Origin of the sequence: Halococcoides cellulosivorans (assembly GCF_003058365.1) — an archaeon.
Taxonomy (GTDB): Archaea; Halobacteriota; Halobacteria; order Halobacteriales; family Haloarculaceae; genus Halococcoides; species Halococcoides cellulosivorans.
In genome coordinates, this window is the sequence record NZ_CP028858.1 from 88,460 (window position 1) to 102,916 (window position 14,457).

Genomic DNA, 14,457 nt, shown 5'->3' on the forward strand with positions numbered 1-14,457 from the left:
GACTCTATCCGAATCGGGTGCGGGTTCGATGGCCGCGTCGGCCAAGCAGTCTTGTGGGGATCGACAACAGCCGGTCAGTCACCCACCGGGGCGTCGAGGTCCTGGCGGTCGCGCAGGACGGTCCTGATCGTCGCCATCCCCTCGGCGATACGCGGATCGGCCAGTCGATACCGGTTGTAGACGCCTTCGGAGCGGCGTTCGACGACGCCACGCTCGCGCATCATGCCGAGGTGTCGCGAGACGCTCGACTGTGGGATGTCGGTCGCGGCCTGGATCTCCGAGACGGCGTGCTCCTTGCCGTCGGTCAGCACGTCGAGAATCCGGAGGCGCTTGGGATTCGAGAACACACTGCAGAACTCGGCCTGGCGGTCGTAGACGTCCCGGCCCATACGACTCGTTAGGGGGGCACCTGCAAGTGCGTTCGGAAACGTGCATATTCGGATAACCAGATATATGGCGAACGGCCCACTAGATCGCCTCGACCGTGAGCCTCACCGAACAGATCCGCTCCGAGACGACGCCCGAACGCGCCCTGGAGGCGGTGTTCGATCTCACGCAGACCGAACGGCGGAGCTACGCAGCGATCGTAGACGCCGACCGCCCGGTGACGGCCCCGCGTCTCGCGGCGGCCATCGACTGCGCCGAGACCTCGGCCTACCGGCACCTGTCCGCGCTCGACGAGTGCGGTCTGGTCCAGCGTGCGACCGCCGATTTCGAGGGCACGGGCCGGTCGGCCTACGTCGCGACGCCACCCGATGAGGTCGCCGATCGGATGGCCGACCGCGTCGAGGAGACCTACGAGGAGTGCCGGGAGACCATCGACGCGTGCCGGCCCGCGTTCGCGGGCGAGAGCACCGATCGATCGGCTTGACGCCCGATCGATCGGTCTGAGTCTCGATCTAACTCGATCTAACTCGATCCGACTCGATCCGACTCGATCCACGAACAGCCACGCCCGTCGAGTTGGTGATACTCCGCGCCGGCACAGGCCCGACAGAAGCGCTCGGCGTCGCGTTCGACGGTCTTCGGCGCCATCACCGACTCGCCACAGGCTGCACAGATCGCATCCTCGTAGATCGGGGCGGGATCGGGCAGATCGACCGCGACGCCCGTCTGGATGTCACACAACTCGCCGATCGGCCGGTCGAGCAGGTCGAACGCGACCTCGGCCCAGCGCTCGGCGAGTCGCTCGCGGTCGGCGTCGGTGCCCTCGCCGTCCGCGATCACGCGCTCGAACAGCGCGTTGGCCTCCGGATAGTCGCGCTCGACGATCGCCTCGCGTTCTTTGACGTGAACGCGCACGCCCGCGTCGGGGGCCGACCGCCTGACGAGCGTCATCGCGGTCTTCCCGAGGTCGCGATAGACCAGGGCGTTGTTCCCGACCGTACAGCCGGTCGCGACCTGCACCCCGTCGGCGAAACAGCTGTTCGTCTCCGTGACGGCGATCAGGTCCTCGAACCCGTCGCTGGTCGCGCCGAGTTCGCGCATGGCGTGGACGCCCGCCATCACCCCGAGCGCGAGATACGGGCAGTAGTGGCCGTGGATCCCGCCCGCCTCCAGGAGGACGGCCTCGCGATCACGGTCGGCGATCGCGCGCTCGACGTGCCCGCGCGGGTCTGCGCGCCGGTCGGTCTCGCGCGTTGGCCGGTCGAGACTCGGCGCGTAGGGCTTGAGATCCAGCACGGGCGTCCCGTCGATGGCGTCCAGGCCGCGAACGAGCAGTTCACGGCCGTCGCGCTCCAGCAACTCGACGGTCGTCGTCCCGATCGGACTCGGGCGGTGCGGACTCCGCGACGCGAACGTGCCGCGTTCGACGCCGTAGCGCCGTGGCCCCCGAAGCGTGGGCGCGTCGGCCTCGTGGATGTAGAACACGACCACGAGGTGATCGCTGTCCTCGATCCGATACAGCCCGTCGCTGTAGGCCTCGTCGATCACGATCGTACTCTCCCGCTCACGCATCGTCTCGGGATCGCTTGGCTCGTCGAACGCACTGTGCACGGTCCCGATCTGTGTAATCGCCTCGAACATGAGTCAGTCCTGAGTCGTTGGCTCGGCGTGGTCGGTCGTCGGTCGGGGTCGATCCGGGTCGTCGCCCGGATCGGTCGCTCCGCGGTCGCCTGCGGCGGCACTCGGGACGGGCGCGTCGGGCACGATCACCCGTCGATCGCGATGGGTCAGGACGCTCGCTTCGACGCCGTAGACGGCCTCGATGCGCTCGGGCGTGAGGATCTCCGGCCCGCCGACGGCGTGGACCTGCCCGTCGGCGAGCAAGGCGACGCGATCGCAGGAGCGCGCGGCGAGGGTGAGGTCGTGGATCGCGACGATCCCCGCCACGTCGTCGCCGACCTGCCTGCGAATCTCATCGATCACGCGGAGGCGGTGCTGTAAATCGAGCGCGCTCGTCGGTTCGTCGAGGACGAGCACCTCGGGATCACCGACGAGCGCGCGACCCAGCCGTACTTTCTGGCGCTGCCCACCCGAGAGATCCGCTATCTTCCGGGTCGCGAGGTCCGCCAGGCCGAGGCGGTCGATCGTCTCACGGACCGCCGCGCGGTCGCGCGCGCTCGGTGCCCACCCGCCGTGGGGGCGCCGGCCCTGCAGGATCGTCTCGAACACCGTCGCGGGGAACGCTCGCGACTCGGACTGGGGGACGTAGCCGACCCGCCGGGCGCGCTCGTCGCTCGCGAGGTGGTCGATCGGCGTGCCGTCGAGGGTAATCGACCCGGCGTCGGGGTCGAGCAGGCCGACGACACACTGCAGCAGGGTGGACTTGCCCGACCCGTTCGGGCCGAGCACGCCGAGGAGTTCGCCTGCCTCGACGCGCAGGCTGAGGCCGTCGAGGACGCGCTCGTCGTAGCCAACGTGTAGGTCGTCGATCTGGAGGGTCACCAGTACGCACCGCCCCGAACGACGAGATAGAGAAAGAGTGGCGCGCCGAGCAGCGAGGTCAAAATTCCGACCGGGAGGACGACCGGTGCGAGCACCGTCCGGGCGGCGGTGTCGGCAGCCACCAGCAGCGTCGCCCCCGTCAGGATCGACCCGGGGAGGAGAGACCGCTCGGTCCCGCCGATCACCATCCGGACGAGGTGCGGGGCGACGAGGCCGACGAACCCGATGATGCCGACGAAGGAGACGACCAGCGCAGTCACGAGCGACGCGACGGCCATCCCGCCGATCCGGAGGCGTGTCACGTTCACCCCGAGACTCCGTGCGGTCGCGGTGCCGGCGTCGAGCACGTCGTAGTCCCAGCCGTGCCGCAAAAAGTACAGGCTCGCGAGGCCGACGACCGCCGCCAGCAGGCCCACCTGCCACCACCCCGCCCGGCCCAGATCACCGAACGTCCAGTAGACGATCGCGGCGGTCTCGGTGTCGCTCGCGAGATACTGGATTAGCGTCAGGCCGGCCGAGAACAGCGATCCGAGCGCGACGCCGGTGAGGATCATCGTCTCCGGGGTGGCCTCGCGATAGGTGACCAGCGCGAGGATGACGCCCGTCGAGACGAGGCCGCCCGCGAACGCTGCGATCGGGGTCTGGAGCGTGCCGAGTGGGCCGTCCGTGATTCCGGCGACGATCGCGATCGCCGCGCCGAACGCCGCCGCCTGTGAGATCCCCAGTGTGTAGGGCGCACCCAGCGGGTTTCGGAGGACGGTCTGCATCACCGCGCCCGCGACGGCGAGTCCCCCGCCCGCCAGCAGCGCCGCGAGCACGCGCGGGACGCGCACCTGCCAGACGATCGTCCGGGCCGTCGCGGTCCCACCGCCCACGAGAGCGGCGAGCACCGCGCTCGCGGACAGGTCCGCCGATCCGATCGCGAGCGCGCCGAGCGTGGCGAATAGCGCCAGGCCGACGCCGCCGAACAGGCCGACGCGCTCGCGAAGCCTCGATCGCTGAGTGATCGTTTCGGTCATGGATCGATGCGCTCGATGGCAGGATACGCTTCGCGGAGGTCGTCGATCAGCGGTGCCCCGAGCATCGCCTCGAAGATCTCGTCCGCCCGGGCGGCGACACGCACGTCCGCGAACCGGTCGGGATAGACGGTTTTGCCGACGAAAGTCGCGTTCGCGAGGATCGAACCGTAGTTGTGGTGATAGCTGGCGTGGGGCAACAACGTGTAGAGTTCCCCGGTCTCGATCGCGTCGTTCGAGGCGTACGTGGAGTCGTCGAGATCCGCACGCGCCCGGTCGAGGTTGTCGGCGGCGAGAAACAGCGTCGCGGGATCCCACGCCAGCAGGCGCTCGGGGTCGATCTGGACCGACGGCGCGTCGGTGTCGATGTCGCTGGCGACGTTGTCGACTCCGGTCCAGCGAAAGGGGGCGAACCGCTTGCGCGTCGTCGCGAGGCCGTGCGCGCCCTTGTAGCTGATCGCGCCCGCGTACGCGTCCTCGCGCTCGGCGTCGGGGATCGACGCGGTCCGTTCGGCCAGGTCGTCGATCGTCTCCTCGACGAACGCGATGAGCGTCTCGGCGCGATCACCGCGGTCGAGGACCGCTCCCAGCAGTCGCCAGGTCTCGAACATCGTCGCACGCGACTCCCGATCGACGATGTCGACGATGTCGAGGGCGAGGACGGGCGTGTCGGTCTGGGACTGCAGGGTCTCCGCACGGGATGGGTCGCCGTAGAAGACGATCAGATCGGGGTCCACCCCGAGGATCGCCTCGGTGTTCCCGCCGGCGTTCGGGCCCGCCGATCCGATCACCGGCCGGTCGGCCAGATCGGGATTCGCCAGGCGATAGGGGGTGACGCCGACCCCCACTTCGGACTCGACGCCCACCACGCGGTCGGTCGCCCCGAGGTAGGCGATCTGTCTGAGTGCGCCCGGCCCGACGCCGACGAGGCGCTCGACCCGGTCGGGGACGGCGACCGTCCGACCCATCCCGTCGGTGACGGTCCGCTCGGCCGCTCCCGCCCCATCGCCGCTCGAACACCCCGCGAGCGCGACCGTCGCGCCCGCCCCCAGCGTCTGCAGGACCTCGCGTCGTCGTGCCATTCCGTCGCGGTACTGGCCCTCGAAATATTACGGTTTCGAAACTCAGTAATACTCTCTGTCGACCGGACTCGATCGCGCGTTCGGCAGTCGGGGCACGCGGGCGATCCGCAACGACTTTCGATATCGGCAATCCTTTCGTCACACATGGTATCGGTTCGCGCCGTCGGGGTGGCCGTCGTGATCGTGCTTTTCGCGGCCGTCGCTGTCGGCGGCGCACTGGCCTCTCCAGGCCACGGGAACGGGGCCGCGGTGGGTGTCGACACGAGCGACTCGCTTTCACCGGCCGAAACGCACGCGGCCCAGCACCCGGCGACCGAGAACGCGACCGTCGAGATCGTCTTCTTCCATCTGCCAACCTGTCCGCACTGTGCGAACGTCGAGGCGTATCTCGACGAACAGCGTAGCGAGTACGACTTTCGAGTCGAGAAGTACAACGCTCGGGACAACTCCGAACGGTTCACGGAGTATCTGCAGGAGTACGACGTTCCACGGGACGACTGGGGGGCCGTCCCGGCGGTCTTCGTCGACGACGAGTACGCCATCGGAGACCGACCGTCGATCGATCTGATCGAGTCCAGGTTGGAGGCGGCGACCGAGGCGCCCACGGAGACGACCGACGGGGTGGCCGGCGACGCCTCGAACGCCGAATCGGATGGCGATCTCGAAGCGGTGACGCTGGTCGGCCTCGCGGGGATGGCGGCGACCGACGCGGTCAACCCGTGTGCGCTCGCGGTGTTGCTCGTCTTGTTGACGACGATCCTGACGCGCAACCCCGAGGATCACGGCCGCGTCCTCCGGGCGGGCCTGGCATTTTCGATCGCGGTCGCACTCACTTACGCCGCGATGGGTGCCCTGCTGGTGTTCGGACTCAAATCCGTCGCCTCGGTCGGATCGATCGATCTGCCGATCGTCCGGCGACTGTTCGGCGTGCTCGCGATCGGCCTCGGCCTCCTGAATCTCAAGGACGCGATCAGCCACGGTGCTGGCGGGTTCGCGATGGAGGTGCCAGAGCGCTGGCGCCCCGCGATGCAGCGGCGACTCACGGACCCGCTGTGGACTCGGGAGAGCGCCGTCGTTGGGTCGGCGCTCGCGGGCGTCGGCGTGAGTCTGTTCTTGTTGCCCTGCACGGCGGGCCCGTATCTCGTCGCGGGCGGCCTGCTCGCAAACCAGGCCTGGCCGACGGCGATCGCCCTGCTCGTGGTCTACAACCTGATCTTCGTCGCGCCGATGCTCGCGATCACCGTCGCCGTGTCGGGTGGGTTCGCGACCGCCGACGCGGTCGGGACCTGGCGCGAGCGACACGTCGAGGGACTGCACCTCGTCGCGGGCCTGTTGCTCGTCGCGATCGGTGTGGCGCTCGCAGTCGGCCTGCTCTGAGGCGGCCAGTGCGCGGATCCACAGCTATAGGGGCGGTCACGTCCCAGTCGCGTGCGTGACCGACGAATCGCGTTTCGCACCGATCGGTCGGATTCGGACGCCGTACGACTCCCTCGAAGGAATGCCGATCCAGCCCTCGATCGCTGACGACACGCCCGGGACCGTCGACCTCGACGAGGACTACGCCCCCGCGCTCGCCGATCTCGACGGCTTCTCGCATTGCATTTTGCTCTACCAGTTCCACGAGGCCGATGGGTACGAGCCAAGCGTCACCCCGTTTCTCGACGAGGAATCGCGGGGCCTGTTCGCGACGCGCGCGCCGACCCGCCCGAATCCGATCGGGCTCTCGGTGGTGGCGATCGAATCGGTCGAGGGCGCGAGCATCGCGGTTCGCGGGATCGACGTGCTCGACGGGACGCCGCTGCTCGACGTGAAACCGTTCGTGCCCGACTTCGACGTGCCCGAGGCGGCCGAGACTGGCTGGATGGCCGCGGTCGACGAGGACGACGGCCGCCGATACGCCGACGATCGGTTCGTGTGAGGCGAGCGTCCCGCTGGTCAGGACCACCCGATCGCTCCTGCTGCTCCGCGGCTCACTTTGCTCCACGGCTCCGTTCCGAGGTCGCTCGCTGGGCTCCGCGGTTCGCTGTGCTCCACGGCTCCGTTCCGAGGTCGTTCGCTCCACCCACGACCTCGCTACCGCTCGCCGTTTCGCTACGAGGTTGCTCCCGGTGGTCGCAACCTCGCTTCGCTCACCGCTCCGCTTCGAGATTCCTCGCTGACGCTCGGAATCTCGCCTACGGCGAAAGCCGTTGCCTGTCTCGCGGGAAGAGCACGGCTTCACGGATGTTGTCCAGGTCGAGCATCGTCATCACCAACCGCTCCGCACCCAGCCCCCACCCGGCGTGGGGCGGCATGCCGTACCGGAACATCTGGGTGTAGTAGTCGAACGCCTCGGGATCGAGGCCCTGCTGCTCGAACCCCTCGACGAGATGGTCGAAGCGGTGTTCACGCTGCCCGCCGGAGACCAACTCGAGGCGGGGGTGCATCATGTCGAAGCCCGTCGAGACCGTCGCGTCGTCGTCGCGATCCTTGATGTAGAAGGGCTTGATCTCGCTGGGCCAGTCGGTGATGAAGTAGTGCTCGCCCACGTCCTCGCCCAGCGCCTCCTCGGCGGGCGTCGAGAGGTCGTCGCCCCATTCGAGTGTCTCGTCGACTGCGCCGGTGGCGTTGATCCGATCGAGGGCCTCCTCGTAGGTGATCCGTGGGAAGCCCGCCTCTGGCACCGTGAAGTCCTCGGCCAGTCCGAGCGTTTCGAGTTCCGCTTCGCAGGTCTCCGCGACGGCCTCGTAGGCCCCGCGGACGATGGTCTCGCAGGCGTCCATCGCGTCGCTGGCGTCGGCAAACGCCGACTCGAAGTCGATCGAGGTCGCCTCGTTGAGGTGGCGGGGCGTGTTGTGCTCCTCGGCGCGGAAGATCGGGCCGATCTCGAAGACCCGTTCGAGCCCAGACCCGATCATGAGCTGTTTGAACAGCTGTGGGCTCTGATTCATGTAGGCTTCCTGGGCGAAGTAGCTCACGGGGAACAGTTCGGTCCCGCCCTCGGTGCCGGTCGCGACGATCTTCGGGGTCGTGATCTCCGTGCAGTCGAGATCGCGGAAACTCGCGCGGACGCCCGCGAGTGCCGCCGAGCGGATCTCGAAGACCGCCTTCACGGCGGGCTTGCGCACGTCGAGCGTGCGGTTGTCCAGCCGCGTATCGAGGCCGGCGTCGACTTTCCCCGAGGGGTCCAGCGGGAGTTCGGGGTCGGCCGCGGCGACGACCTCGATCGACTCGGGGACGACCTCGACGCCCGTGGGCGCGCGCTCCTCGTCTTCGACGGCGCCCGAGACCTGCAAGACGCTCTCGCGGTGGGCGTCGAGGCCGGTCTCCACCATCGCGTCGTCCATCTCGTCTTTTTCGAGTTTGACCTGGATCTTCCCGCTGCGATCCCGGAGGATCAGAAAGGCGATCCCGCCGAGATCGCGGGTCTCGTGGAGCCAGCCCGCGATCGTCGCGGACTCGCCCGGCTGTGCGTCGGTGGCGAGGGTTCGGTCGTCCATACTACTGCTGGCGGGCCCGGTGGTTGAAAGCCCACGGGTTTCGAATCGAACGACCCAGAGCATAGATCCAAAAGGCCCGGGCCAGAATGCCCGGTATGAATGCCGCGGTCGGGTCACGCCGCCTCACCGTTCGCATGCTCGCCACGCTGGTCGCCCTCGTCGTGCTGACGGGCACGTTGGCGGTGGGGATCTGGGCGATGGCGTGGGCGCTGTGTCGCGCCATGGAAATCCGTCCGCCCGCGCTCTGGGCGACCGTCGTGACGGCACTCGTCTTCGTGACGGTCGCCACCCTCGATTACCGTCGCGACCGCGAACAGGGCGCTGAACGCACGCCGGTCGAGCCCGGCGATCGCGTCCACCGCATCGCGACGCGGATCGCCCGGCAGTTCGATCTTCCGGTGCCGAGACTCGTGATCGCCGAACGGCCTGCGCCGGTGGCGATGGCGGTCGGCCACCGATCCGGCGATCCCGAACTCGTCGTCTCCCGGGGGACGCTCGACGCACTGGACGACGACGAACTCGAAGCCGTGATCGCCCACGAATTCGCGCACCTCGCGAATCGCGACGCGTGGGTCATGCGCGTCGCTGCGACCCCGGTGATGATTGCCGACGGCATCACCGATCGACTCCGCGTGCACTCGCCCCGCGATCTCATAACCGGGGTGATGAAACTGTTCGCGCTCACGACCGAGTGGTCCGGCCGGATCGTCGTCGCGATCTTCGGCCGCGAGCGCGAACGCGCGGCCGACCGGGCTGCCGCGCGCGTGACTGGGTCGCCCGCTGCGCTGGCGAGTGCGCTCGCGACACTCGACGCATCGGTCGCCGAGACGCCGGATCGCGATCTGCGCAGCGTCGCCGGCGAATCGACGATGTCGATCGTCGCGCTCGACGATCCGACCGAACCGCTGATGCTCGGCCCCGATGGCGAGCGCAGACCGGTGCTGTGGCCCGTTCGCAAGCGATTCCGGGTCTGGACGCGCTCGCACCCGCCGACCGCCGAGCGGATCGAACGCTTGCAGGCGATGGCGGCCGACCAGTCCTGACCGAGGCCTTCGTACGCCATCTTTCGGGAATCACAACGCTTGTCGCTCCCGCCGGCTATCGCCCGGTATGGACAACGGCCCGCCAGTGCGCCGTCTCGCCGACTGGGATCACGATCGGCTGGTCGCTTTCGCCGACCGGTTCGAAACCCCGCTGTACGTTCTCGATCGCGAGCGCGTCCGCGAGAACTACCGCCGGATCGACAGCGCGTTTCCCGACGCCGAGGTGATGTACGCCGCGAAGACCAACACCGGGCGGGCGGTCCTCGAAAGCGTCCTCGACGCGGGTGCGACCATCGAGGGGGCCGCCGCGGGCGAACTCCAGCGCGCGATCGACGCCGGGGCCGATCCCAACGATCTCCAGTACACCGCGGTCAACCCACCCGATCGCGAACTCGAATACGCCGTCGACCTCGCCGCCGAGGCCCCGGGGCTGACGATCACCGCCGGTGCACGGGACACCTTCGACCGCCTCGAAGCGCTGGGCTATTCGGGCCGGGTCGCGATCCGTGTCAACCCGGGCATCGGGACGGGCCACCACGACGACGTCGCGACGGGCAAACACGCGAAGTTCGGCATTCCCGGCGACGACCTGCCCGCCGTCGCCGACTCGGTCCGCGAGCGGTTCGACCTCGTCGGCGTCCATGCCCACGTGGGTAGTGGCGTTTTGGGCGACGAGATCGACGAGCACGCCCGCGCACTCGAAGTGGTCGCCGATCTCGCCAAAGGGGTCGAACCGATCGAGTTCCTGGACGTCGGCGGCGGGTTCGGCGTGCCCTATCGGGAGGATACCGACCCCCTCGACCTCGATCGGGTCGCCGACGCGATTCGCGATGCGGTCGCGGGCGTCGATGCGGACCTGAAACTCGAACCCGGGCGGTACGTCGTCGCCGACGCCGAGTGCATCGTGACGCGTGTCAACACGATCAAGGAGGTCGGATCGACGGTGGTCGGCGTCGACGCCTCGCTCGCGACGCTCGTCCGGCCGGCGATGTTCGGGGCGTACCACCCGATCCGGAACGTGAGCGCGCCCGATCGCGAGGCCACGCCCGTCTCGGTCGGCGGGCCCTGCTGTACCGGCGCGGACGTGTTCTGTACCGATCGGCCGATCGCCCGGCCCGAGCGCGGCGACGTGCTCGCGATCGGGATGGCCGGCGCGTACGGCTACGACCTCGCGAGCCAGTTCCACTCTCAACCCCGGCCCGCGGAGGTCGCCATCGACGGCGATCACGTCGCGGTCGTGCGTCGGCGGGAGACCATCGACGACGTGACGCGGGTCGAACGCAGCGGGTGAGCGTCGCTGGCTCCGATCGGGACTCAGGAATTGTCGAGACCGAGCTTTTCTCTGGCGTCCTCGGCCGAGACCGTCTCCCCTTGTTCTCGCTGGTCCCGACTCTCGACGAGGTCGTCGAGTGTCCCTTCCGAGAGTTGCGGCGAGGGGGTCACCCAGTCCCGCAGAGCGTCCCGGATCGCCGCCGATCGAGAGGCGTAGCCACGTCGGGGGTACTCCTCCTCGATAGCGTCGAGCAACGGCGCTGGCACCCGAACGTCGATCTTGGCCATCCGGTCGTCGCCGTCGTCGGTGTCCGTGCTCACACCGTGTGAGACGGTTGTCTCACAGATTCCGTCGGTGACGACGAGACTCGGGTCGAACGCGACGGGAAAGCGTCGCTGGCCTGCGATAGACGACCCGCTCGACGACCGCGACACTATTGGCCCGCCGGCCGGTAGGCCCGCCATGCCAATCGATCTCCACGGCTTCCATCGCGCGGCCGTCGAGACACCCTCACACGACTCTGTCGAGGCCATGCGTGATCTCCTCGTCGAGACGCTCGAATCGGCGGGTCTCGATCCCTGGATCGACGACTCGGGGACCGTCCGGGCCGAGCGGTCGGCCGGCGACGGCGGCCACCTCCTCCTCAATACGCACCTCGACACGGTCCCACCGCATCGCCCATATCGCCGCGACGGCGATCGGATCTACGGCCGGGGATCGTGCGACGCGAAAGGCCCGCTCGCGGCGATGATCCACGCGTTCGAGGCGGCGACGATCGAGTCCGGCCGGGTCACGCTCGCGATCACGCCCGACGAGGAGACCAGCCAGCACGGCGCGGCCCACCTCGCGGAAACGCTCGCCCCCGATCACGCGATCGTCGGCGAACCCACGGGGCTGGACGTCTGTGTGGGGGCACGGGGCCAGTTCGAGGGGACGATCACGCTCTCGGGCGCAAGTGCTCACGCCGCGGGCACCGACGGGATCAACGCGGTCGCCGCTGCGGGGCCCGTCCTCGACGCGATCGGGACCTTCGACCGCGAGCGCGGGCCCGCCCCGGACGACCGCCTCGGCCCCCCGTCGCTGACCGCGACCGAAATCGCCGGCGGGACCGCCCCGAATCGCGTGCCCGAGACCTGTACGATCACGTTCGATCGCCGCCCGGTTCCACCCGAGACGCCCGCCGCGTTCCGCGACGCGCTCACCGAGCATCTCGACGCGGCGCTCGACGACGCAGGGAATGCGGCCACGGTACGGGTCACACTCGCCGACCGCGAGGCCCCACAGCTCGGGGCGTTCCGGACGCCAGACGACGCGAGCGTGGTCACGGCGCTTCGGGCGGGGGGCGCGGGCTCGATCCGGGCGTTCGGCGCGGCGACGGAGGCGTCGCTGTTCGCGGATCGTGTGCCGACGGCGATCTACGGTCCGGGCGTGCTCGCGGATTCGGAGGGCCCGGTCGCACACGCCGATCGAGAGTACGTCGAGCGCGACGACCTGGACGAGGCAGCGAAAACGCTGACGACGGCGATCGAAACCCTGTGTTAGTCGATCGGGACGGCCTCGTCGCCGTCGACCAGAATGTCTGCGTTCGGTTCCGGTAGTGTGACCACGTCACCCGTTCCCAAATCGTACGTCCGATCGTCGACGCCGAAGATCTCGCCGACCTCGTCGGTCACCTGGACGGTCCGGCGATCGATGCGCCCGCCGTCGGCGGCGGGATCGCGCGGTTCGTCGGCGGTCTCGTCACCGCTCTTACCGCCGGGACCGTCCGGTGGGCTCGCCTCGTCGCCCGATTCGGCGGCCGGACCGGGCCGATCCGCGGTCGCCTCGGCGGGCGGGATCTGGTCGGGGGTGACGTCCGCGTCGATCCTGTCGGGCGCCTCGCCCGGTGCCGTCCCGCTGGACGCGTCCGCGTCGGCTCCCGCGGGCGATGCACCGCCGTCGCTCTGTGCCGGCTCCTCGGGCGGGACGGGTCGGCCGTCCGCCGCCGCGGCGTCGTCGCCCATCGCCGCCGCGGCCGACACGCCGTCCGCGTCGGAAGCGGGTGTCGCGTCGGTCGCGGTGGCCTCGCCGTCACCGCTCGCACTCCCCCCGTCGAGGACGTCCATGACGCGCCCGCGATTGGATTCGATGGCTGCGACGAGCGTCTCGAAGAGGTCCTGTTCCTCGTCGGTCAGCCCTTCGTCGTCGACGGCCATGTCCGCAGCGGCGAGCGACGCCAGCTTGACGATCTTGCCGACGCGGCGCTCGTAGATCGCTTCGACGGTCTGTTCGGCGGTCTCGATGTCGTGGCTGAGCCGCGAGACCTCGGGGTCGGAAAAGGGGTCGTCGGCGACCTCGGCGGCACGCGCGCGCCGGTCGCGCAACTCGCCGACGAACTCCGCGGTCGCTGTATAGAAGTCCGACTGCAGCGACTGCACGCTGTCGGTCTGTCGCTCGCGACTCTGGACCGACTGGAGGGTATCGAGATCCATGTTATTCGGGTGCTTTCGCGGCGTCGCCGCGAGCCATCAGCGAGACGCCGACTGGTTCCGGGACGGAACGAACGCCCGGGTCGAGTGTAAAGCTATCGCCGTCGAGTTCGATCGACGTCTCGTCGCTGACCTCGACGGTGATCTCCCGTCCGCGGAACGTCTCCGGGACGGCGTCGACCAGTGGGTCGAACGCGGCGATCTCCTTCCGATCGAGGGGCACGACTTCGAGGCCACTCCCGCCGTGGAGACTCCGCGGCAGTCGAATCAGGCGGTTCACGTCGGTCGTCACTGGCTCGTCGATCGGGGCCATCCGGTCAGCGAGCGCCTCGCTGATCACGTGTTTGGCGACCATCGTAAACCCGGGGTGGACGTCGACGTTGCCCGCGCGGATCGCGTCGCCGTTCGCCTCGATCGCGCGGTAGGCCGCCTCGGCGCGCGTCTGACCGATGCCGTCGTAGGACTGTAACCGTTCGATCGCCTCGTCTTCTGTGGCCGCTTCGAGCGATTCGACGACCTCCAGGAGGTACTCGTGGGCGCGTCGACTCCACCCGCCGTCGGTCGGGAGCGTCTGTTTCTGGGCGGGACTCTCTCTGCCGACCGACCCGCCGACGGCCTCCTCGCGGATCACCGCTTCGGGGTCGAGGCCGATCCCGCGGACGTAATCGACGATCTCGCGGCGCGCCTCGCTTTCGAGCGGTTGGATCGATTCGTCGCGAACGTGGACGTGATAGCCGCGCCCGCCAGAGAAGACGACCGAGCACTCCTCGAAGCCCAGATCGCGATCCAGAAAGTCGAGTAACCGCTGGAGCGCGTCCTTGCAGGCCGCGAGCATGTCCGCGTACGACGTCTCCGCCGGGTCGACGCTGGGGAGATGATCGGCGTCGAGATCGAAGACCACGTCCGACCCGCGCCAGCCTTTCGCGTCCATGCCGCGGGTCCCGGGGTCGTCGTACCGACCCGCCGAGAAGTAGACGTGACGGGGGCGCTCGCGGGCGAGAAACTCCTCCAGTCGCCCGATGTCCAGGAGTGTGCGATGGCGGACCATGCGCGTCCCGCCGTCGGTAAACGGCATGTAGCCCCACTCGCGGGCCTCGGCGCTCGGCGGCGGATCGATCGTCGTCCGGCGGTAGTGGTCGCCGAACCGACCACGGAGGTACGCGCGCGTCCGCTCGTCCATGCTGGCGATACGAGAACGCGAGGCCAC

The 14,457-nt window shown here is 69.1% G+C and carries 15 protein-coding genes; 6 read left to right on the forward strand and 9 right to left on the reverse strand.

All coding sequences use genetic code 11. The features are described from left to right. Positions 1–74 precede the first annotated feature (74 nt). Positions 75–389: an ArsR/SmtB family transcription factor gene (locus HARCEL1_RS00435; protein ID WP_108380660.1), complete on the reverse strand. Its 315-nt coding sequence runs from the start codon at positions 387–389 to the stop codon at positions 75–77. Between the two features lie 95 nt (positions 390–484). Here HARCEL1_RS00435 and HARCEL1_RS00440 point away from each other — a divergent pair, with 95 nt between their 5' ends. Beyond that, positions 485–871, forward strand: coding sequence for a helix-turn-helix domain-containing protein (locus HARCEL1_RS00440; RefSeq protein ID WP_159076946.1), 387 nt, complete (start codon positions 485–487; stop codon positions 869–871). A gap of 38 nt (positions 872–909) precedes the next feature. Here HARCEL1_RS00440 and tsaA (HARCEL1_RS00445) read toward each other — a convergent pair whose 3' ends face one another. The 4 genes from tsaA (HARCEL1_RS00445) to HARCEL1_RS00460 are packed head-to-tail and all read right to left on the reverse strand — an operon-like array spanning position 910 to position 4,987. Next, the gene (gene tsaA, locus HARCEL1_RS00445; protein ID WP_108380662.1) at positions 910–2,028 is read right to left on the reverse strand and encodes a tRNA (N6-threonylcarbamoyladenosine(37)-N6)-methyltransferase TrmO; all 1,119 of its coding nucleotides are present in this window, start codon (positions 2,026–2,028) and stop codon (positions 910–912) included. 3 nt (positions 2,029–2,031) lie between these two features. After that, positions 2,032–2,889, reverse strand: a complete 858-nt coding sequence (locus HARCEL1_RS00450; protein ID WP_108380663.1) for an ABC transporter ATP-binding protein — start codon at positions 2,887–2,889, stop codon at positions 2,032–2,034. Then, complete coding sequence (locus HARCEL1_RS00455) at positions 2,886–3,908, reverse strand: FecCD family ABC transporter permease (RefSeq protein WP_108380664.1); 1,023 nt, start codon at positions 3,906–3,908, stop codon at positions 2,886–2,888. The genes HARCEL1_RS00450 and HARCEL1_RS00455 overlap by 4 nt, the downstream gene beginning before the upstream one ends. Beyond that, entirely contained in the window at positions 3,905–4,987 is a 1,083-nt protein-coding gene (locus HARCEL1_RS00460; protein WP_108380665.1) for an ABC transporter substrate-binding protein, read from the reverse strand. The genes HARCEL1_RS00455 and HARCEL1_RS00460 overlap by 4 nt, the downstream gene beginning before the upstream one ends. Positions 4,988–5,131: 144 nt before the next feature. On the opposite strand from HARCEL1_RS00460, the gene HARCEL1_RS00465 reads away from it, so the two are divergent. Together HARCEL1_RS00465 and tsaA (HARCEL1_RS00470) are read left to right on the forward strand one after the other, a co-directional pair. Beyond that, positions 5,132–6,364, forward strand: coding sequence for a GAP family protein (locus HARCEL1_RS00465; RefSeq protein WP_108380666.1), 1,233 nt, complete (start codon positions 5,132–5,134; stop codon positions 6,362–6,364). Positions 6,365–6,419: 55 nt separating this feature from the next. Continuing rightward, a complete protein-coding gene (tsaA, locus tag HARCEL1_RS00470) occupies positions 6,420–6,905 on the forward strand; it encodes a tRNA (N6-threonylcarbamoyladenosine(37)-N6)-methyltransferase TrmO (protein ID WP_108380667.1) in 486 nt (161 codons plus the stop codon). 256 nt (positions 6,906–7,161) lie between these two features. Here tsaA (HARCEL1_RS00470) and aspS read toward each other — a convergent pair whose 3' ends face one another. Then, a complete protein-coding gene (aspS, locus tag HARCEL1_RS00475; RefSeq protein WP_108380668.1) occupies positions 7,162–8,466 on the reverse strand; it encodes an aspartate--tRNA(Asn) ligase in 1,305 nt (434 codons plus the stop codon). A gap of 95 nt (positions 8,467–8,561) precedes the next feature. On the opposite strand from aspS, the gene HARCEL1_RS00480 reads away from it, so the two are divergent. Both HARCEL1_RS00480 and lysA read left to right on the forward strand, forming a co-directional pair. Beyond that, complete coding sequence (locus HARCEL1_RS00480; protein WP_159076947.1) at positions 8,562–9,509, forward strand: M48 family metalloprotease; 948 nt, start codon at positions 8,562–8,564, stop codon at positions 9,507–9,509. 67 nt (positions 9,510–9,576) lie between these two features. Beyond that, on the forward strand, positions 9,577–10,800 hold the full coding sequence (gene lysA, locus HARCEL1_RS00485; protein ID WP_108380670.1) for a diaminopimelate decarboxylase: 1,224 nt from the start codon (positions 9,577–9,579) through the stop codon (positions 10,798–10,800). Between the two features lie 23 nt (positions 10,801–10,823). Here the strand turns inward: lysA and HARCEL1_RS00490 are convergent, their stop codons facing one another. Then, a complete protein-coding gene (locus HARCEL1_RS00490; RefSeq protein ID WP_108384023.1) occupies positions 10,824–11,102 on the reverse strand; it encodes a ribbon-helix-helix protein, CopG family in 279 nt (92 codons plus the stop codon). Between the two features lie 142 nt (positions 11,103–11,244). On the opposite strand from HARCEL1_RS00490, the gene HARCEL1_RS00495 reads away from it, so the two are divergent. Next, complete coding sequence (locus HARCEL1_RS00495) at positions 11,245–12,324, forward strand: M20/M25/M40 family metallo-hydrolase (protein ID WP_108380671.1); 1,080 nt, start codon at positions 11,245–11,247, stop codon at positions 12,322–12,324. Here the strand turns inward: HARCEL1_RS00495 and HARCEL1_RS00500 are convergent. Together HARCEL1_RS00500 and priS are read right to left on the reverse strand one after the other, a co-directional pair. After that, a complete protein-coding gene (locus HARCEL1_RS00500; RefSeq protein WP_108380672.1) occupies positions 12,321–13,253 on the reverse strand; it encodes a hypothetical protein in 933 nt (310 codons plus the stop codon). The two genes, HARCEL1_RS00495 and HARCEL1_RS00500, sit on opposite strands and share 4 nt — an antisense overlap. Before the next feature lies 1 nt (position 13,254). Further along, positions 13,255–14,430 carry a DNA primase small subunit PriS gene (priS, locus tag HARCEL1_RS00505; protein WP_108380673.1) on the reverse strand — a complete coding sequence of 392 codons (1,176 nt, stop codon included), beginning with the start codon at positions 14,428–14,430 and terminating at the stop codon, positions 13,255–13,257. Positions 14,431–14,457: the final 27 nt, after the last annotated feature.